This is a genomic window from Paracoccus zeaxanthinifaciens ATCC 21588 (assembly GCF_000420145.1).
GTDB lineage: Bacteria > Pseudomonadota > Alphaproteobacteria > Rhodobacterales > Rhodobacteraceae > Paracoccus > Paracoccus zeaxanthinifaciens.
This window is the reverse complement of sequence record NZ_ATUJ01000016.1, coordinates 53214-71518: the sequence shown is the minus strand read 5'-3', so window position 1 is coordinate 71518 and position 18305 is coordinate 53214. Positions and strand designations below refer to the sequence as shown.

Annotated in this window: 17 protein-coding genes; 4 read left to right on the top strand and 13 right to left on the bottom strand. The window is 67.6% G+C overall.

The annotated features are described in order from the left end of the window. Positions 1 to 688 precede the first annotated feature (688 nt). The 6 genes from F804_RS0113565 to F804_RS0113540 all read right to left on the bottom strand — a co-directional run bounded on the left by F804_RS0113565 (position 689) and on the right by F804_RS0113540 (position 4860). Entirely contained in the window at positions 689 to 1600 is a 912-nt protein-coding gene (locus F804_RS0113565) for a DUF481 domain-containing protein (RefSeq protein ID WP_022708291.1), read from the bottom strand. 70 nt (positions 1601 to 1670) lie between these two features. After that, positions 1671 to 1928: a hypothetical protein gene (locus tag F804_RS17575; RefSeq protein WP_156845250.1), complete on the bottom strand. Its 258-nt coding sequence runs from the start codon at positions 1926 to 1928 to the stop codon at positions 1671 to 1673. Positions 1929 to 2071: 143 nt separating this feature from the next. Further along, on the bottom strand, positions 2072 to 2548 hold the full coding sequence (gene nusB, locus F804_RS0113555) for a transcription antitermination factor NusB (protein WP_022708290.1): 477 nt from the start codon (positions 2546 to 2548) through the stop codon (positions 2072 to 2074). Then, the gene (locus F804_RS0113550) at positions 2545 to 3090 is read right to left on the bottom strand and encodes a 6,7-dimethyl-8-ribityllumazine synthase (protein ID WP_022708289.1); all 546 of its coding nucleotides are present in this window, start codon (positions 3088 to 3090) and stop codon (positions 2545 to 2547) included. The genes nusB and F804_RS0113550 overlap by 4 nt, the downstream gene beginning before the upstream one ends. A 2-nt stretch (positions 3091 to 3092) precedes the next feature. Then, positions 3093 to 4211 carry a 3,4-dihydroxy-2-butanone-4-phosphate synthase gene (gene ribB / locus F804_RS0113545; protein WP_022708288.1) on the bottom strand — a complete coding sequence of 373 codons (1119 nt, stop codon included), beginning with the start codon at positions 4209 to 4211 and terminating at the stop codon, positions 3093 to 3095. 49 nt (positions 4212 to 4260) lie between these two features. Then, the gene (locus F804_RS0113540) at positions 4261 to 4860 is read right to left on the bottom strand and encodes a riboflavin synthase (RefSeq protein ID WP_022708287.1); all 600 of its coding nucleotides are present in this window, start codon (positions 4858 to 4860) and stop codon (positions 4261 to 4263) included. Between the two features lie 257 nt (positions 4861 to 5117). Between F804_RS0113540 and F804_RS16550 the strand changes: the two genes are divergently transcribed. From F804_RS16550 to F804_RS0113525, 3 genes are all read left to right on the top strand, one after another. After that, positions 5118 to 6377, top strand: coding sequence for a capsule biosynthesis protein (locus F804_RS16550; protein WP_342662173.1), 1260 nt, complete (start codon positions 5118 to 5120; stop codon positions 6375 to 6377). Between the two features lie 133 nt (positions 6378 to 6510). Then, positions 6511 to 7599, top strand: coding sequence for a polysaccharide biosynthesis/export family protein (locus F804_RS0113530; RefSeq protein WP_022708285.1), 1089 nt, complete (start codon positions 6511 to 6513; stop codon positions 7597 to 7599). A gap of 10 nt (positions 7600 to 7609) precedes the next feature. After that, the gene (locus tag F804_RS0113525) at positions 7610 to 9604 is read left to right on the top strand and encodes a capsular polysaccharide biosynthesis protein (RefSeq protein ID WP_022708284.1); all 1995 of its coding nucleotides are present in this window, start codon (positions 7610 to 7612) and stop codon (positions 9602 to 9604) included. Here F804_RS0113525 and ribD read toward each other — a convergent pair. After that, positions 9601 to 10578, bottom strand: a complete 978-nt coding sequence (ribD, locus tag F804_RS0113520) for a bifunctional diaminohydroxyphosphoribosylaminopyrimidine deaminase/5-amino-6-(5-phosphoribosylamino)uracil reductase RibD (protein ID WP_022708283.1) — start codon at positions 10576 to 10578, stop codon at positions 9601 to 9603. The genes F804_RS0113525 and ribD overlap by 4 nt on opposite strands. 29 nt (positions 10579 to 10607) lie before the next feature. After that, positions 10608 to 11072, bottom strand: a complete 465-nt coding sequence (nrdR, locus tag F804_RS0113515) for a transcriptional regulator NrdR (RefSeq protein ID WP_022708282.1) — start codon at positions 11070 to 11072, stop codon at positions 10608 to 10610. 185 nt (positions 11073 to 11257) lie between these two features. Here nrdR and F804_RS0113510 point away from each other — a divergent pair, with 185 nt between their 5' ends. Then, positions 11258 to 11935, top strand: coding sequence for an SDR family oxidoreductase (locus F804_RS0113510; RefSeq protein ID WP_028725987.1), 678 nt, complete (start codon positions 11258 to 11260; stop codon positions 11933 to 11935). Here F804_RS0113510 and F804_RS0113505 read toward each other — a convergent pair. The 5 genes from F804_RS0113505 to dnaG form a co-directional block, all read right to left on the bottom strand. Continuing rightward, positions 11920 to 12339, bottom strand: coding sequence for a secondary thiamine-phosphate synthase enzyme YjbQ (locus tag F804_RS0113505; RefSeq protein ID WP_022708280.1), 420 nt, complete (start codon positions 12337 to 12339; stop codon positions 11920 to 11922). The two genes, F804_RS0113510 and F804_RS0113505, sit on opposite strands and share 16 nt — an antisense overlap. After that, positions 12336 to 13712, bottom strand: a complete 1377-nt coding sequence (locus tag F804_RS16545) for a DNA recombination protein RmuC (RefSeq protein ID WP_245540364.1) — start codon at positions 13710 to 13712, stop codon at positions 12336 to 12338. The genes F804_RS0113505 and F804_RS16545 overlap by 4 nt, the downstream gene beginning before the upstream one ends. A gap of 92 nt (positions 13713 to 13804) precedes the next feature. After that, positions 13805 to 14230 carry a BLUF domain-containing protein gene (locus tag F804_RS16540; protein WP_022708278.1) on the bottom strand — a complete coding sequence of 142 codons (426 nt, stop codon included), beginning with the start codon at positions 14228 to 14230 and terminating at the stop codon, positions 13805 to 13807. Further along, positions 14220 to 16217, bottom strand: a complete 1998-nt coding sequence (gene rpoD / locus F804_RS0113490) for an RNA polymerase sigma factor RpoD (protein WP_022708277.1) — start codon at positions 16215 to 16217, stop codon at positions 14220 to 14222. Before rpoD ends, F804_RS16540 begins: the two co-directional genes overlap by 11 nt. A gap of 142 nt (positions 16218 to 16359) precedes the next feature. Further along, positions 16360 to 18282, bottom strand: a complete 1923-nt coding sequence (dnaG, locus tag F804_RS0113485; protein ID WP_022708276.1) for a DNA primase — start codon at positions 18280 to 18282, stop codon at positions 16360 to 16362. Positions 18283 to 18305: the final 23 nt, after the last annotated feature.

Genomic DNA, 18305 nt, shown 5'->3' with positions numbered 1-18305 from the left:
AACGACCATCGAACCGCCCGCATATCCCTTCAGATATCCATCAATGTCAAACAGCAGAGGAACCAAAATCGCAGATGGTGCGCCAATCCAACTCAGCGCCCCGCCCGGTCATCAATCCCAGAATTTTCCCGACTTCCCAACCCCTCAGGGCCGGTCCGTCGCACCGTCCGGCGTGTCCCGCCCTTCGGTGAAGCGGTGTTTAGACACACCGATCAGAACCCGCAAGCAGAAAATCCAAGATTCACGAAAATCGACACCGGATTCCGCGCAAACCACTGAAAACGCTCACATCGTTTCCGACGATCTCCGGAAACCCCACCGCACACGACCCCGAAACACCACACGAAAACCCAGAATCGCCCCGCAAAACCCGCGAATCCGGCTTGCCGCTTGAAAAGCGCGGTGATCGGCCCTAGCTCTGGCCGTGGCGGGTTTCTGCTCTTCTCGTGTTCGGCCTTTTTTCCACTGGCCTATAAGATTTCCGAGGGGGCTGGCTCTGTCGTGGCCCTGGTCACGTTATCTGGCACCCACCTGATTGTTCAGGCTTTCGGGGAATCTGTCGCCGACACGGTTGCTGCGGTTCCCGCCACCCCTCCCCATCATGCGACATGTCCTTCGCGCACCCGCGCAAAGGAAAAGGGCGGTCCGAAGACCGCCCTTCCAAGAGACATCGATCCAGAGGGATGGATCAGAAGCCGTAGACCACTGCCACGCCGAGCGAGTTGTCGGTGCGGATCTCGCGGTTCTCCTGGTATTCGGTGGTGTAGCTGATGCGGGTCGCCAGCTGGTCCGAAACCTTGAAGTTCACGCCGAACTCGTTGCTGATGACGTCATCCGCATCGTCCGAACCCAGATAGTCGGTGTCGTTCGTGATGAAGACGTTGTCGTTCACGCGGTGATAGACGCGCGACGACGCGATGTAGCCCATCTCGGTATCCGAGTCGTCGTCCAGGTACTGCTGGCCGGTCTGCGTGTAGCGCACGCCGATACCGCCCTGCACGCGCCAGGTCGTCTGCTCGGTGTTGATGATGCGGTAACCCGGACCGAAGCCGAGGAAGGCGTCGCGACGCAGGTCGCTCAGCTCGTCGGCAACATCGTCCGGGCTGTCCGAAGCGCTGTTGGCTTCACCGTCGACCAGCCCGTCCGAGCTGATGCGGCCCAGTGCGAAGGCGTAGAACTGGTCGTTGAAGTAGTACTGCGCGTCATAGATCGCGTTGACTTCTTCCTGGTCCTTGTCGCCGTTGTCGTCTTCGCCGAACTCGATCGACAGGCCGACGCTCTGGGCGAACTGGCCTTCGTTGTAGTTGATGCGGCCGGCGATCGCGAGATCCTGGTTCTCGGTGTTGCCTGTGCGGCCGGCATAGCTCAGCGACATGGTGCCGAACAGGCCCTGGCGGCGCGAGGCCGGACCGAAGCGGTCGGCGTCGAGGTCGCGCTCGAAGTTGTCGGACACATCGTCTTCGATGTCGGTGATGCGGTCGTCGACTGCGGTGACGCCGACGGCATCGGCGCCGGTCGAGATCTCGGACTGCGCGAAGGCAGGAACCGACAGCGCGGTCAGGATTGCGGCGGTGCCGGTCAGCAGCGTAACTTTTTTCATTCGTATGTCCTCACGAGCTGAGTATCGTTGTCCTGGTCCCCTTGCGGGCCAGAGCATCTCTGCTGGCAGATCAAGTAATGGCGAGGCCGGACGGTTCATAGGTCGCCGCAATTCGTTGAATGATCTCGGAATCGTGAGCGGGGGTGATCCCGCAAGGCTTCGGCGGATAGATGCCGGAATCCAGATGTAACAAATGGTGATGCAACCAATCCTTGCATTCCCGAACCCCCTGCATGTGCTGCAAATCCACGGGCAAGCACCCTGCCCTTACGTCAACCATGACGCGATCCGCCTGAAACATTGGGGTGAGTGCCCGCGAAACAGGCATCACGAAAACGTCCGTTGGGTTTGCATTTTGTGGCGCAATTGCAACGGAACCGGTTCCGGACGCCGTAAAATCACACGGCCTGCGCATGCAAAAAGGCCCGGTCGTCGTGACCGGGCCTTGTGCAATTCCAACCTGTCGCGCCCTTACCCGAGCGAGTCGGGATTGAGATTGCGCGTCATGTGATCCAGCACCGCGTTCACGAAGCTGGCCTCCTTGCCCTCGGGGAAGAAGGCCGAGGCCAGGCGGACATATTCGCTGATGACGACCTTGCCCGGCGCGCGGTCGGCGATCATCTCGGAGCCTGCGGCGCGGAACAGCGCGCGCAGCACCGGGTCGATCCGGTCGATCGGCCATTTGGCGACCAGCGCACGGTCGGTCGCCTGGTCGATCTTCGACTGCCAGGTGACCGCATCGTCGGTGATGCGGCGGAACAGGTTCTCGTCGGCCTCGGCGGTGTGGCCGTCGCGGTCGTCGAAATCGATGCGATAGCTGCTGAACTCGCGCTGGACGCGGTCGGCGGTCTGGCCGGCGGCCTCCATCTGGAACAGGGCCTGCACGGCATAGAGACGTGCGGCGCTGCTCAGCGCGCGGCGATCGGGACGCTTGCCTTCGGTGCTCATGCCTTGCCCTGCCCTTCCAGTTCGCCCGCCAGGCGGATCACGTCGGGATGGCCGGGTTTCGGCGCACCGCCCGGACGGAAGCGACGCTTCAGCGCGATCAGGTGCAGCGCGGCCGCCGCGGCACCGCCGCCCTTGTTCATGTCGGTCGGATCGGCGCGGCGCGCGGCCTGCTCGTAATTCTCGACCGTCAGGATACCGTTGCCGAGGCAGATCCCCTGCAGCCCCAGCAGCGTCAACCCGCGAGAGCTGTCGTTGCAGACGGTATCGTAATGCGTGGTCTCGCCCCGGATGACGCAGCCGATGGCCACGAAACCGTCATAGCGACCGCTCTCGGCGGCCAGCGCCACGGCGGTCGGGATCTCCAGCGCGCCGGGCACCTCGATCACGTCCAGCGTCGCGCCCGCGGCCTCGGCGGTCGCCCGCGCGCCGGTCAGCATGTCATCCGCAATGTCCTTGTAATAGGGCGCGATCACCGCCAGCAGACGCAGCGCGGTGTCGAATTGCGGCAGAGGCAGTTCGTGATGTGATGTGTTCGAGGCCATGGTCAGTCCTTGGGGATAGGCCGCGTGGAATGGATGGAAAGGCCGTAGGCGTCAAGCCCCACGACCTTCACGGGCGCGGAATTCGTCAGCAGCACAAGCTCGGACAGGCCCAGCGCGGACAGGATCTGCGCCCCCAGCCCGTATTGACGCAGCGTGTGGGCGCCGACCTCGTCGGGGGTGGCGATGGCCTTGGACAGATCGCGGATCAGGACCACGACGCCGCGCCCCTCGTCCGCGATCTCGTTCATGGCGGCAGGCAGGCTGCCGGCCTCTTCGCGCCCAACGCCCAGCACGTCGTGCAGCGGGTCCAGCGCGTGCATGCGCACCAGCACCGGACCGGGCGCGGTCAGGTCGCCCTTGGTCAGCACGATATGTTCCGAGCCCTGCGTCTCGTCGGCGAAGACGCGCATCATCCAGTCGCCGCCATGCACCGAATGGACCGAGCGCTGCGCGCGTTCGGCGATCAGGTTGTCATGCCGGCGGCGATAGCGGATGAGATCACTGATCGTGCCGATCTTGAGGTCGTGGCGGCGCGCGAAATCGACCAGGTCCGGCAGGCGGGCCATGCTGCCATCCTCGTTCATGATCTCGCAGATCACGCCCGAAGGGTTCAGCCCCGCCAGGCGCGAGATGTCGACCGCGGCCTCGGTATGGCCCGCACGGACCAGCACGCCACCCTCGCGCGCGCGCAGGGGGAAGACGTGGCCGGGCGTGGCGATGTCGGCAGGCCCCTTGTCGGGATCGATCGCCACCGCGATGGTGCGCGCGCGGTCATGGGCGCTGATGCCGGTCGTCACGCCCTCGCGCGCCTCGATGGACATGGTGAAGGCGGTCTCGTGGCGGCTGGAGTTCTTGGGGCTCATCAGGCCCAGGCCCAGGGCCTCGATCCGCGACGGCGTCAGCGACAGGCAGATCAGGCCGCGCCCATGCGTCGCCATGAAGTTGATCGCGTTCGGCGTGGCCATCTGCGCGGGGATCACCAGGTCGCCCTCGTTCTCGCGGTCCTCGTGATCGACAAGGATGAACATCCGGCCGTTGCGGGCCTCCTCGATGATCTCCTCGATGGGGGCGATGGCAGCAGCAAGGTCGCGTTCGACCGGGCCGGGTTCTTCAAACTTCATGTCTTCGTTCCTTCGAATTGGCCCGGCCGTTGGATCGGGGCGGCGACGGTCAGGCCGCGCCTGCTTCCGCAAGGCGCGCGACATAGCGCGCAAGCGTGTCGATCTCGAGGTTGACGGCATCGCCGGTGGCGGCCTCGCCCCAGGTGGTGACTTCCTGCGTGTGCGGGATCAGGTTGATGCCGAAGCGGTTGCCCGACACCTCGTTGACGGTCAGCGAGGTGCCGTTCAGCGTGACCGAGCCCTTGGGCGCGATGAAGCGCGCCAGGTCGGCGGGGGCCTCGAAGGTCAGGCGCAGGCTGTCGCCCTCGTTGCGGGCCTCGACGATGGTGGCGACGCCGTCCACGTGGCCGCTGACGATATGGCCGCCCAGCTCGTCGCCGACGCGCAGCGCGCGTTCCAGGTTCAGGCGCTTGCCGACGGGCCAGCCATTCGTGCCGATATTCGTCTTGGACAGCGTCTCGGCCGAGATGTCGACATCGAACCAGTCCCCGCCCTTGGCGATGACCGTCAGGCAGACGCCGTCGCAGGCGATGGACGCGCCAAGGTCGACGCCGCCCATGTCATAGCTGCAGGCGATGCGCGCGCGCATGTCGCCGCGCATCTCGACCTGCGCGACCTTGCCGATATCCGTGATGATGCCGGTGAACATCTGAAAGCACCCCCTTCGCCTTTGCAACCGAACTAGGCGATCCACCCTGTCCGTTCAAGCACCGCTTGCGACGGGGCCGACCGATGCCGTCGGGTCACGCCCCGCGAAAGCTTGGGGCATTTGTCTGGATAGAACGCCCTTGGCATGGCATGCCTGTGCCAGATGACGCGCGTTCAGAAGTGACCATGTTGCAGCACCCAGCCGACGATCATGGGGTCCAGCCCCCGACACGCCCCCCCGAAGAACGCGTCTTCCTGATGCTGCAGGGACCGCACGGGCCGTTCTTCGACCGCCTTGCCCGCCTGCTGCGCGCGGCCGGATCGACCGTCTGGCGCTGCGGCTTCAATGCGGGGGACGAGTTCTTCTGGTCCGACCGCGCGCGCTTCCTGCGCCACGAAGGCCCGGTCGAGGACTGGCCCGCCCATCTGGACGCGATCCTGATCGACAAGGGCGTGACCGATCTCGTGCTCTATGGCGACGTGCGGCAGATCCATGCCGAGGCCCGCCGCATGGCCGCCGAACGCGGCATCACCGTGCATGTCTTCGAGGAAGGCTATCTCCGCCCCTACTGGATCACCTACGAGCGCGGCGGCTCGAACGGCAATTCGGTGCTGATGCAGATCCCGCTGGCGCAGATGCGCGCCGTCCTGAGAGAGCAGATCTCCGAGGTGCGTCGCCCGCCCGCCCATTGGGGCGACATGCGCCAGCACAAGTTCTATGGCGCGTTCTACCATTTCCTGATCCTGCTGCGGAACGCGCGCTATCGTGCCTATCGCGGTCATCGCTCGATCTCGGTCTTCGACGAGTTCCGCCTGAACCTGCGCAGGCTGGTCATGGCGCCCGTCTATGCCACGACGCGGACGCTGCAATGGCGCAAGCTGCGCCTGTCGGGCTGGCCCTACAGCCTGGTGCTGATGCAGCTGGAACACGATGCCAGCTTCCTCGGGCACTCGGATTTCAAGCGGAACGCGGAATTCGTGGACATGGTGATCGACGCCTTCGCGAAATCGGCACCGCGCCATCACCACCTGGTCTTCAAGGCACACCCGCTGGAGGACGGCCGCGCGGGCAACCGCCGCGCCATCCGCGCCGCCTGCGAACGCCACGGCCTGACCGGGCGCGTGCACTACATCCGGGGCGGCAAGCTGGCCGACATCATGGCCCATGCGCGCGCGGTGGTCACCGTGAACTCGACCGGGGCGCAGCAGGCCATGTGGCGCGGCGTGCCGGTCAAGGCGCTCGGGCGGGCGGTCTATGACAAGCCGGGCCTCGTGTCCGACCAGCCGCTGGCCGATTTCCTTGCGGCGCCGGACGCACCCGACCCGCAGGCCTACCGCACCTTCCGCGACTATCTGCTGCAGACCAGCCAGATCCCCGGCGGCTTCTATGCCGGCCGGTCGCGGGCGCATGCGCTGCGGCAGGTGGCGGACCTGATGCTGGCCGCCGGCGACCCCTACGAGGCACTTGCCGCCGGGACGACCATTCCTCGGCAGCAAGTCGATCAAGGCAAGTCATAGCTGTCGAAAGCTGTGGCCCACATGTAACCGGGGCGATATGGTGGCCCCAATATCCGGCGCCAAGCCCGGAACTCGATAACGAGGAGACGACGAGGTGACAGCAATCCTTCGGACCGGCCCCATCAGGATCCTGATGCTGGCGTCGATGACCCTGCTTGCGGCATGCGCATTGCCGCGTTCGGGGCCGAACAAGAACGAGATCTTCAACGGCGCGGTCGAACGTGGCGGCAACACGCAGGTCATCTACGTGAACGACCACGTGACCCGCGCGTCGAACTTCGTGCCGTCCTACGGCTTCTCGGCCAGCTTCCGTTCGGCAGGCCAGGTCGGCGCGGACGAGATCCGTCCGGGCGACGTCCTGGGCCTCTCGATCTGGGAAAACGTGGATGACGGGCTGCTGACCTCGCTCGGGTCCAGCTCCAGCACCCTGACCGAGATCCAGGTGGACAGCTCGGGCTACATCTTCGTGCCCTATGCGGGCCGCGTGCGCGCGGCGGGCAGCACGCCCGACCAGCTGCGCCAGAACATCACGCAGCGCCTGTCCGCGCAGACGCCCGATCCGCAGGTGACCGTCCAGCGCATCGCGGGCGACGGCGCGACCGTCTCGGTCGTGGGCCAGGTCAGCGCGCAGGGCGTCTATCCGATCGAACGCCCGACCCGCACGCTTTCGGCCATGCTGGCCAAGGCGGGCGGCGTCGCCATCCAGCCCGAGATCGCGGTCGTCACCGTAAAGCGCGGCGGCGACAGCGGGCGCGTCTGGCTGACCGACCTCTATGCCAGCCCGTCGAACGACATCGCGCTGCGCCCCGGCGACCTCATCGTCGTCGAGGAGGACCAGCGCAACTTCACCGCGCTCGGCGCGCTTGGCGGACAGACCCGCGTGCCCCTGGGCAACGAGACCATCAACGCGGTCGAGGCCATCGCGATGGTCGGCGGTCTCAACAGCAGCCTTGCCGACCCGACGGGCGTCTTCGTGCTGCGCGACGAACCCGAATCCGTCGCAAGCCGCGTTCTGGGCAAGCCGGTCGTGGGCACGCAGCGCTTCGCCTATGTCCTGGACCTGACGCGCCCCAACGGCCTGTTCCTGGCGCGCGACTTCCTGATCCGCGACGGCGACACGGTCTATGTCACCGAGGCACCCTATGTGCAGTGGCAGAAGACGCTCAGCGCGATCACGGGCAGCGCGGCGACCGCCGACAGCCTGTCCAGCATCGGCGAATGATCCCCCGCGAATGAGCGAGAAGACACAGGAAGCCGCCGGGACCCCTCGGCGGCTTCGCGTTTTCAACCTGGGCTTCCTGCGCAATCCGCGACTGGCGCGGATCATGACGCTGGCGGGATATGCGCCCACGGTCGGCATTCCGCGCGCGGGCGACGCGATCGGCATCTGGGGCGCCAGCCCGACCGCCTGGCGCGGACGCGCCATCGCCGCCCGCACCGGCGCCCCCGTCGTCACGGTCGAGGATGCATTCCTGCGCTCGGTCTTACCGGGACGCGCGAAGGGGCGCATCGCGGCGCGCGGTCCCATCGGGCTGCTGATCGACCCGCACGGCCTGCATTTCGACCCCTCCGCCCCCTCGCTTCTGGAACGCCTGATCGCAGCACCCGACCCCGTGGCGCTGGATCGGGCACCCCTTGCGCTGGCGCGGCTGCGTGCTGCCGATCTGTCGAAATACAACCACCACGACCCGGACCTTGCCCCCCCGCCCGCGGGCTATGTCCTCGTGATCGACCAGACGCGCGGGGATGCGTCCCTGCGGGGCGCAGACCGCGCGACCTTTCTGCGGATGCTGACCGCCGCGCGGGACGAGAATCCCGGCCGCCGCATCGTGATCCGCACCCACCCCGAAACCGCCGCCGGGCTGCGGGCGGGGCATCTGGTGCCGGACGACCTGCGCCCGGGCGACACGATCTGCGACGGGCCGGTCTCACCCTGGCGGCTGGTCGAAGGGGCGGATGCGGTCTATGCCGTCAGCTCTCAGCTGGGATACGAGGCGCTGCTGGCAGGGCACCGCCCGCGCCTGTTCGGGCGACCCTTCTATGCGGGCTGGGGCCTCAGCACGGACGAGGTTCCGCTGCCCCGCCGCGGCACCGCGACCCCGCAGGCACTGTTCGCCGCCAGCCATCTGCAGGGGCCAGTCTGGTACGACCCGTGCCGCGACCGCCTGACCGATTTCGACGGCGCACTGAACCAGGTCGAGGCCGAGGCCCGCGTCTTTCGCCAGGACCGCAACGGCCATGTCGCCCACGGCATGCGCCTGTGGAAGCGCCGCTTCCTCGCACGCGAATTCGGCGAGGTTCGCCCCCTGCGCCATGCCCCGTCCCCGTCGCCGCAGGTCACGCTGGCATGGGCGTCGAAGGCCCGCGACGTTCCGCAGGCGATCCGGGTCGAGGACGGGTTCATGCGCTCTCGCGGGTTGGGCGCGGACCTGACCCCGCCCCTGTCGGTGGTGGCCGACGACATGGGGATCTATTTCGATCCGACCGCGCCGTCGCGGCTGGAATCGCTGATCGCCAAGGGGCCGCCCCCCGGCGGGCGCGACAGGGCGGAACGCCTGATCGCGGCGCTGATCGAGAGTCGGCTGACGAAGTACAACCTCGGTGGTGCGGGCGACCTGCCGCCCCGCGACGGCAGACGGCGCATCCTCGTGCCGGGGCAGGTCCAGGACGACGCCTCGATCCTGAAGGGCGCGGGGGCGGAACGCACGAACCTTGCCGCGCTGGAACGCGCGCGGGCCGAGAACCCCGATGCCTGGATCGTCTACAAGCCCCATCCCGATGTCGAGGCGGGCCTGCGCCCCGGCCTGATCGATGCCGCCGACATGGCGCGGCTGGCCGATCACGTCGCCCGTCGCGCCGATCCCGCAGCCCTGATCGAGGCCGTGGACGAGGTCTGGACCATCACCTCGACCCTCGGGTTCGAGGCGCTTCTGCGCGGGCGGTCGGTGACGACCCTGGGCGCGCCCTTCTATGCGGGCTGGGGGCTGACGCGCGATCTGGGTCCGGTGCCCAGACGCAGGCAGGCGCGGCCCGATCTTGCGGCGCTGGTCCATGCCTGCCTGATCGCCTATCCGCGGTATCGCGATCCGGTCAGCGGGCTGCCCTGCCCGGTCGAGGTCGCGCTGGAACGCCTGCGCGACGGGCTGACGGGGCAGCCCCCTGCCCTGCGGCTGCTGGCCAAGGCGCAGGGCGCGCTTGCGGGGCAGGCCTGGATCTGGCGGCGCTAGGCTCGGCGCCAGCGGTGGAACAGGTCCGGCCCGATGCGGCGCGTTTCCACCAGGTCGAAGCGCGGAGCCTCGGCCAGGGCGGTCCAGCCGGTCGGCCCCATGAAGGCCCGCGCCTCGGCCCCGAGCGCAAGCCCGGCGGTATAGCCGACGATCTGGTCCACCAGCCCCGCCGACAGCAGCTTCGCCGCAAGACGCCCGCCCCCCTCGCAGAAGATGCGCGTCAGGCCGCGCTGCGCCAGGTCGCGCAGGATGTCATCGGGGCGGCCCTCGACCCGCCACAGGGGGCCGTGCATGTCGTCCTGCACCGGCAGCGGCGGCAGCGCCTGCCCCGACACGACGATGCGCACGGGCTGCTGCGGCACGGCGATGCCCCGCACGTTCAGCTGCGGCAGATCGGCCCGCGCCGTGGCCCCGCCGACCATGATCGCGTCGTGCTGAGCGCGCAGCGCATGGACATGCGCGCGGGCCCGCGGGCCGGTGATCCACTTACTTTCGCCGCTGGCCATCGCGATGCGACCGTCCAGGCTGCTGGCCAATTTCAACGTGACGAAGGGGCGTCCCTGCGTCAGCCGCATCAGGAAGCCCGCCTGCAGTTCGGCGGCCTCGGCCGCCATGACGCCCTCGGTAACCTCGACCCCGGCATCGCGCAGGATGCGGTGCCCGCGACCGGCGACGCGCGTATCGGGATCGGTCAGCGCGCTGACAACGCGCGCGATCCCCGCATCGACCAGCCCGTTCGCGCAGGGCGGCGTGCGACCGTGATGGGCGCAGGGTTCCAGCGTGACATAGGCGGTCGCCCCACGGGCCAACGGACCGGCCTGGTCCAGGGCCATGCGTTCGGCATGGGGCCGCCCCGTCGGCTGCGTCCATCCGCGCCCGACGATCCGGCCATCGGCCACGATGACGCAGCCCACCGCCGGGTTCGGCCAGACATTGCCCAAGCCCCGACGCGCCAGCCGCATGGCATGGGCCATGTGGCGCAGATCATCCGGCCGTGCCAAGGTCAATCCGTCGCGGCGCCGGGGCGCAGTTCCGACACGAACTTGTCGAAATCGTCCGCGTCCTGGAAGTTCTTGTAGACGCTGGCGAAGCGGACATAGGCGACGTTGTCGATGCGCGACAGGGATTCCATCACGATCTCGCCGATCATCTTCGAGGGGATGTCGGTCTCGCCCGTGCTTTCCAGCCTGCGGACGATGCCGCTGATCATCTGCTCGATCCGCTCGGGTTCGACGGGACGCTTCTGCATGGCGATCCGGATCGAGCGGGCCATCTTGTCGCGGTCGAAATCCTCGCGGCGGCCGGTGGATTTCACGACGACCAGATCGCGCAGCTGCACGCGTTCATAGGTGGTGAAGCGCCCCCCGCAGGCGGGGCAGAAGCGGCGGCGACGAATGGCGACATTGTCTTCGGCCGGACGCGAGTCCTTGACCTGCGTGTCCACATTTCCGCAAAACGGGCATCGCATTGGGTTGTCCCTTTCGTCCCCTGATCCGCAGCCACTATAGGGATAACCGCAGGGATTGGGTAGGGTTTATCAGCGCCCCACAAGATGCGCCCCCACGCGATCGCCTTGTCGGAACCCCCGTCGCGGCGGACGCGTTCGACGCCTGCAAATCCGAACCGACGAGATTCATGGCAAGCGGAGGCATCATGTCCAAGACCCTCTTCATCACCGGCGCATCCTCGGGGATCGGCGCGCAGACGGCCCGCGCAGCCGTCGCCGCCGGCTGGAACGTCGCGCTGTTCGCGCGCTCGGCCGACAAGCTGAACGAGCTGGCGCAGGAACTGGGTGACAAGGCGCTGGTGCAGACCGGCGACGCGACCGATATCGACGACCTGCAGAAGGCCGTCGCGGCCACGGCGGACCGCTTCGGCGGGATCGACGCCGCATTCGCGAATGCGGGCCGCGGCCTGTCCAAGCCGGGCACCGAGGCGGGCGATCTGGACGACATCCGCGGCATGATCGACCTGAACGTGATGGGCGTGATCCTGACCGCGCGGGCGGTCCTGCCCGAGCTGCGCAAGACCAGGGGCACGCTGGTCCTGACCGGATCGGCGGCGGGGCGCAGGCACATTCCGGGCTCGATCTATGGCGCGACCAAGTGGTTCGTGCACGGCTATGCCGGGAACCTGGCCGACGAGATGCGCGAATGGGGCGGGCGCTGCTCGGTCGTGGCGCCGGGCATGGTGGATACCGCCTTCTTCGACGACGGCGCGCCGGACAAGCTGCAACCCGAGGACGTTGCGAACGCCGTCATCCACATGATCGAGGCCCCCGAACGCGCTGCGATCCGAGAGGTGTTCCTGATGCCTCAGGACAACGGCTGAAACAGCGCCGCGACCTGCCTGCGATGCGGGCGGGTCCGGTGTTCGACCACATAGATCCCCTGCCAGCGGCCCAGCATCATCCGGCCATCCTGCACCGGGATCTGCAGGCTGGTCGGCAGCATTGCGGACTTGATATGGGCCGGCATGTCGTCCGGCCCTTCATATGTATGCGTCAACCACCGCATCGAGGGGTCGGTCGATGGCGGCACCAGCCGGTCGAACCAGCCGATCAGGTCGGTCTGAACCTCGGGATCTGCATTCTCCTGTATCAGCAGGGAGGCCGAGGTGTGGCGGATCATCAGAACCAGCAGCCCGTCGCCCTGCCCGCGCAGCCATGCGGCCACGTCGCGGGTCATCTCGTGGCAGGCGGGGCCGTTCGTCTCGACGTCGAATTGCGTGATCATGCGTCCTCCTCGGGGGGGTGCAATGCGGGGTCCTCGCGGTCGTGATCCAGCGAGATCTGCTTGCTGGCGCGGGCGCCCAGTCCGCGCAGCATCTCGACCTGGCGGATGACGTTGCCCGAGCCGCGCGTCAGCCGGTCCATCGCCTGACCATGCGCCTTGTTGGCCTGGTCCAGCGCGCGGCCCACGCCCTCCATCGCATCGACGAAGCCCGCGACCTTGTCATAGAGCTGACCGGCGCGCCGCGCGATCTCCATCGCGTTGCTCTCTCGCCGCTCGACGGCCCAGATATGCTCGATCGTGCGCAGGGTCAGCATCAGCGTGGTGGGCGTGGTCAGCCCCACGCGCCGCTCCATCGCATAGGTCGCCAGCTGCGGATCGGCCCGCAGCGCCTCCGAGAACGCGCCCTCGATGGGAATAAACATCAGCACATAATCGACCGAGCCGTCGTCCATCCGGTGATAGCCCTTCTCGGCCAGCGTGTTGACGTGGTTGCGCACGGCCTGCACATGGCGGCGCAGCGCGGCCTGCGCCTCGGCGGGGTCCTCGGTCGCGACCGAGGTCTCGTAGTCGTTCAGCGACACCTTGCTGTCGATGACCATCACCTTGCCGCGCGGCATCTTCACGACGACATCGGGGCGCCACAGCTTGTTGTCCTCGTCGCGCCAGCTGGACTGCATGTCGAAATGCGTGCCCGCCTGCAGGCCCGATTCCTCCAGGATCCGCTCCAGCACCATCTCGCCCCAGGCGCCCTGCCGCTGCTTGTCGCCCTTGAGCGCGCGGGTCAGGTTCACCGCCTCTCGGCTGATCTCCTCGGAGCGGCGGTGCAGCGACAGGATCTGCTCGTGCAGCCGCGCGGATTCCTGGTCCAGAACCTTGTTGCGGGCCTGAAGCTCGGTCTGGAAGCGGCCCACCTGTTCGCGGAAGGGCGTCAGCAGCGCGTTCAGCTGTTCGTTCTGGCTGCGCTGCAGATCCGCGCGCTGGACGCGAAGGGTCTCGGTGGACAGCAGCCGGAACTGTCCGGTCATCTCCTCGCGCAGCTCGCGCAGGGTGGCGATCTCGCGCTCGGCGGCCTCGCGGTCCTTGCTGGCCGTCAGCCGAACCTCGGCCAGCTGGGTGCGCTGGTCGGCCAGTTCCCGGTTGGCGCGGTGCAGCGCGTCGGTCAGGTTGTCGCGTTCCTCGGCCAGATCGCCCAGGCGTTCGGTCAACGAGGCCACGCGCCCCTCGCGGGACGAGATCTGCATCTGGGCGTCATGCCGCACGGCCTGCGCGTCCATCCGCGCCTGCGCCACCGCCGACGCGGCGGCCTGCCGCGCGCGCAGCCACAGGATCGCGAACAGCGCCGCGATGCAGCCAAGCAGGATGTGGATATTCATTGGATCGGCCAGAAGGCCCGTCTGCGACATGTCTTGCCCCTATCGTGTCGGGGCCGAGTGTTCACATTTCGTGCTGCCCGCGCAAGGCCCGCTCAGGCGGACAGGGACTGCAGGAACGAGGTGACGCCGCCGGCATATGCGCCGCGGTCGAAGGTCGAACCGCCCATCCTGGCGATCCAGTCCATCAGCGATCCGCTGTCGCGGTCGGAAAAGCGCATGCGCCAGTCGTGGAACCGCCGCTGCGCGATGGGGCCCTGGTCCAGGACGGCCAGCGCCTCGTGGCGCCGGTCGGCCCGGATCATCGCGACCACCTCGGCCAGGGGGGCCGTCGGCCCCTCCAGCCATTGGAAGAACATCCCGTCCTCGTGGTGCAGGCAGCCGGTCAGGCCGTGCTCCTCGTTGCGCTGTCGGGCGACGGCAAGGATCCGCTTCAGATCCTCGGACCCGAGGCCCGGCGCCGCCGCACTGCGATAGAGGATGAAACCAAGCCCTTCCGTATGCCCGCCGTCACTGGTCAAGGAAGGACCGCAGCTTTCTGCTTCTGGAGGGATGCTTCAGCTTGCGCAGGGCCTTGGCTTCGATTTGGCGGATCCGTTCGCGGGTGACGCTGAACTGCTGGCCGACCTCTTCCAGGGTGTGGTCGGTGTTCATGCCGATGCCGAAGCGCATGCGCAGGACGCGTTCCTCGCGCGGGGTCAGGCTGGCCAGGACGCGCGTGGTCGTTTCCTTGAGGTTCTCCTGGATGGCGCTGTCCAGCGGCAGGACGGCGTTCTTGTCCTCGATGAAATCGCCCAGCTGGCTGTCTTCCTCGTCGCCGATCGGGGTTTCGAGGCTGATCGGTTCCTTGGCGATCTTCATCACCTTGCGAACCTTCTCCAGCGGCATCTGCAGCTTCTCGGCCAGCTCCTCGGGCGTCGGCTCGCGGCCGATCTCGTGGAGCATCTGGCGACCGGTGCGCACCAGCTTGTTGATCGTCTCGATCATGTGGACCGGGATGCGGATGGTCCGCGCCTGGTCCGCGATCGACCGCGTGATCGCCTGGCGGATCCACCAGGTCGCATAGGTCGAGAACTTGTAGCCGCGACGATACTCGAACTTGTCCACGGCCTTCATCAGGCCGATATTGCCTTCCTGGATCAGGTCCAGGAACTGCAGACCGCGGTTCGTGTACTTCTTGGCGATCGAGATCACGAGGCGCAGGTTGGCCTCGACCATCTCCTTCTTGGCCTGGCGGGCCTCCTTCTCGCCGCGCTGCACCTGGCTGACGATGCGGCGGAATTCCTCGATATCGACGCCGACATACTGGCCGACCTCGGCCATGTCGTTGCGCAGCTTCTCGACCTGCTCGCTGGAGCGTTCGAACAGCGCCTTCCAGCCGCGACCGGCCTGGGCGCCCATGCGGTCCATCCAGGTCGGGTCCAGCTCGGACCCGCGATAGGCGTCGATGAATTCGCGGCGGTTGATGCGGGCCGCGTCGGCCAGCTTCACCATGCCCGAATCGATCGTCACGATACGGCGGTTGATGCCATAGAGCTGGTCGACCAGCGCCTCGATCCGGCTGTTGTTCAGGTGGAGCGAGTTGACCAGGACGACGATTTCCGAACGCAGCTTCTGATAGTCGCTCTCGGCGCTGGCCGAGAAGCTGTCATCCTCGTTCAGGGTCGCGGACATCCGCTGGTCCTGCATGTCGGACAGGCGTTCGTAGAACAGCGCGATATGTTCCAGCGTCTCGAGGACGCGCGGCTTCAGGCTGGCCTCCATCGCGGCCAGCGACAGGTTCGCGCCTTCCTCGTCCTCTTCCTCGTCGTCGTTGCGCAGCGGGTTGCCGTCGGCGTCGTATTCCTCGCGCTTGGCGGTCTGCTGCTGGGCCGACTGGGCGGCGGCGGGCTGCTCGGCCTGGGGGGCCAGCTCTTCCTCGTCGTCGCCGTCATCGCCTTCCATCGACTGGCCGAAGGTCGTTTCCAGGTCGATCACGTCGCGCAGCAGGATCTCTTCGTCCAGAAGCTCGTCGCGCCACAGGGTGATGGCCTTGAAGGTCAGCGGGCTTTCGCACAGGCCCGCGATCATCGTGTTGCGACCGGCCTCGATCCGCTTGGCGATGGCGATCTCGCCCTCGCGCGAGAGCAGCTCGACGCTGCCCATCTCGCGCAGGTACATGCGGACGGGATCGTCGGTGCGGTCGAGCTTCTCGGTCTCGGTGGCGGCGACGGCGACCTCGCGAGAGCCGGAGCCTGCGGCGACGACGGCACCGCCCTCGCTCTCCTCGGCGCCTTCCTCTTCCTCGATGACGTTGATGCCCATCTCGGACAGCATCGACATCACGTCCTCGATCTGCTCGCTGCTGACCTGTTCGGGCGGCAGGACCTGGTTCAGCTGGTCATAGGTGATGTACCCGCGCTCGCGCGCTTCGGTGATCATCTTCTTGACCGCCGCCTGGCTCATGTCGAGCGAATGGGCGTTGTCGTCCTTGTCGGTCTTGTCGTGATCGTCGTCCTTGGCGGCCATCCAGGGCTCCTTCTCGGCGCGGTCTTGGCAAGCGATTCGCAGCCGATGCCGAATCGTCGCAAAATCGTATCGTTTCTAGCGCGATCCGCGGCCGAATCAAAGAGCGGCCGCAGCGGTGATTCGGAACTGCGATTCGCGATGCTCAGCGGCGGGGCGGCTTGCGCCAGATCTCGGTACTGAGGAAGCGTTGCAGTTCGTTTGAAAGGGCGTCGCGATCCTCGTTGAGGTCGCTGGTCGTTTCCATGTCGGGGCGTTCGGCGCGGTGCCTTGCGCGGGCGATCTGGCTGATGCGCCAGGTCAGACCCTCGTCCACCTCGCCCTTGATCTCGGCCTCGGCGCGGGCGAGTTCGTGGCTGGTGGCGCGCAAGGCCTCAAGGCGGTCCAGCAAATTCGCCAAGATGGCGGCGGCGGCCTCATCCTCCTGCTGTTCGATCACGGTCGGGGTCAGGCCCAGATGGGCGTCCCGGCGCAGGCTTTCAAGGGCCGCGCGACCCGGTGCGCCATCGCCCCCCGTCAGCAGGTCGTGCAGCAGCGCCGCGCGGTCCGCATCGCGGGGCAGCAGGCGTTCGAGACGCGGTTCCGCCTGCGCGACCAGCGCGGGGCGCAGCGCGCAGATCAGCAGGGCCGCACCTTCCAGGACATCCTCGCCGCGTTCGGGGACCGCGAAGCTGGCGGGCAGGATCGGCACGCGCGGGGCCATCGAGGCCCCTCCGCGCCGGGCCGGGCTGCGCCCTGCCCCGCCCTGCCGCCAGCCGTCGCGATTACCGGACTGGCGACGGTTGCCGCCGAACAGGTCCCACCGCTTGCGGCGCAGTTCCTCGTCGTAATGGCGCCGCGTCAATTCGTCGGGGATGCGGCCCGTGGCCTCGGACAGGCGGCGTTCCAGGGCCGCGCGGCGTTCGGGGCTGTCGAAGACCTGGCCTTGGGTCTCGCGGCTCCAGAGCAGGTCGACCAGCGGGCGGGCCTGGTCCAGCAGGGCCGACATCGCGCCGGGGCCGGCGGATTTGATCAGGTCGTCCGGATCCTGACCGGCGGGCAGCATCACGAAGCGCAGCGCCTGCCCCGGCCCCGTCAGCGGCAGCGCAAGATCGATCAGGCGCTGTGCCGCCCGCTGACCCGCGGCATCGCCGTCAAGCGCGATCACGGGCTCGGGGGCGACGCGCCACATCAGGCGCAGCTGTTCCTCGGTGATGGCGGTGCCCAGGGGGGCGACCGCGCCCTCGAACCCTGCCCGCGACAGGGCGATCACGTCCATGTAGCCCTCGGCCACGATGAGGCGCTGCCCCTTCGAGACCGCCGCCCGCGCCGGGCCGAGATTGTAGAGGTTGCGCCCCTTGTCGAAGAGCGGCGTTTCCGGGCTGTTGAGGTATTTCGCCCGCGCGTTCGGGTCCATCGCCCGCCCGCCGAAGCCGATGCAGCGGCCCTGCCCGTCGCGGATCGGGAACACGATGCGTCCCCGGAACCGGTCATAGGGCGCGCCGCCCCCGTCGGGACGGGCGGCGATCCCGGCCTCGATGATGCGGGCCTCGTCGATGCCCTTGTCCATCAGCGCGCGGGTCAGGGCGGTGCGGTTGTCGGGGGCGAAGCCGATCTCGAACTTCTCGATTGCGGGGGCGTCCAGCCCGCGCCGGTCCAGGTAATCGCGGGCATCCGCCGCAGCCCCGGTCTGCAGCTGCAGGCGGAACCAGCGGCAGGCGGCCTCGGTCACCTCGAACAGGGATGCCTTCCTGTCGGTGCGTTCGCGGGCGCGGGGGTCGGGTTCGGGCATCGACAGACCGGCATCGGCGGCCAGCAGCTTGACCGCCTCCATGAACTCCATCCCGTCATGTTCGCGCAGGAAGGTGAAGGCGTCGCCCTTGGCCTGGCAACCGAAGCAATAATAGAAGCCCTTCTGGTCGTCGCAGTGGAAGCTGGCCGATTTTTCCTGATGGAACGGGCATGGCGCCCACCAGTCGCCCTTGCCCTGGTTCGACTTGCGCAGATCCCACGTCACCTTCTTGCCGATCACGCGACTGATCGGGACGCGGTTGCGAATCTCGTCGAGGAAACCGGGCGGAAGGGACATGGGCGCGATTATCCGTGATCGCC

Bases quoted from the DNA above. Each gene is read 5' to 3' on its own strand.
- F804_RS0113505 (WP_022708280.1), bottom strand. From the start codon at position 12,339: ATGATCACGCAATTCGACGTCGAGACGAACGGCCCCGCCTGCCACGAG.
- dnaG (WP_022708276.1), bottom strand. From the start codon at position 18,282: ATGTCCCTTCCGCCCGGTTTCCTCGACGAGATTCGCAACCGCGTCCCG.
- F804_RS0113550 (WP_022708289.1), bottom strand. From the start codon at position 3,090: ATGGCCTCGAACACATCACATCACGAACTGCCTCTGCCGCAATTCGAC.
- F804_RS16545 (WP_245540364.1), bottom strand. From the start codon at position 13,712: ATGAATATCCACATCCTGCTTGGCTGCATCGCGGCGCTGTTCGCGATC.
- nusB (WP_022708290.1), bottom strand. From the start codon at position 2,548: ATGAGCACCGAAGGCAAGCGTCCCGATCGCCGCGCGCTGAGCAGCGCC.
- F804_RS16550 (WP_342662173.1), top strand. From the start codon at position 5,118: ATGCTGCAGGGACCGCACGGGCCGTTCTTCGACCGCCTTGCCCGCCTG.
- rpoD (WP_022708277.1), bottom strand. From the start codon at position 16,217: ATGGCCGCCAAGGACGACGATCACGACAAGACCGACAAGGACGACAAC.
- ribD (WP_022708283.1), bottom strand. From the start codon at position 10,578: ATGGCCCATGCCATGCGGCTGGCGCGTCGGGGCTTGGGCAATGTCTGG.
- F804_RS0113530 (WP_022708285.1), top strand. From the start codon at position 6,511: ATGCTGGCGTCGATGACCCTGCTTGCGGCATGCGCATTGCCGCGTTCG.
- F804_RS0113525 (WP_022708284.1), top strand. From the start codon at position 7,610: ATGAGCGAGAAGACACAGGAAGCCGCCGGGACCCCTCGGCGGCTTCGC.
- ribB (WP_022708288.1), bottom strand. From the start codon at position 4,211: ATGAAGTTTGAAGAACCCGGCCCGGTCGAACGCGACCTTGCTGCTGCC.
- nrdR (WP_022708282.1), bottom strand. From the start codon at position 11,072: ATGCGATGCCCGTTTTGCGGAAATGTGGACACGCAGGTCAAGGACTCG.
- F804_RS0113540 (WP_022708287.1), bottom strand. From the start codon at position 4,860: ATGTTCACCGGCATCATCACGGATATCGGCAAGGTCGCGCAGGTCGAG.
- F804_RS17575 (WP_156845250.1), bottom strand. From the start codon at position 1,928: ATGCCTGTTTCGCGGGCACTCACCCCAATGTTTCAGGCGGATCGCGTC.
- F804_RS0113565 (WP_022708291.1), bottom strand. From the start codon at position 1,600: ATGAAAAAAGTTACGCTGCTGACCGGCACCGCCGCAATCCTGACCGCG.
- F804_RS0113510 (WP_028725987.1), top strand. From the start codon at position 11,258: ATGTCCAAGACCCTCTTCATCACCGGCGCATCCTCGGGGATCGGCGCG.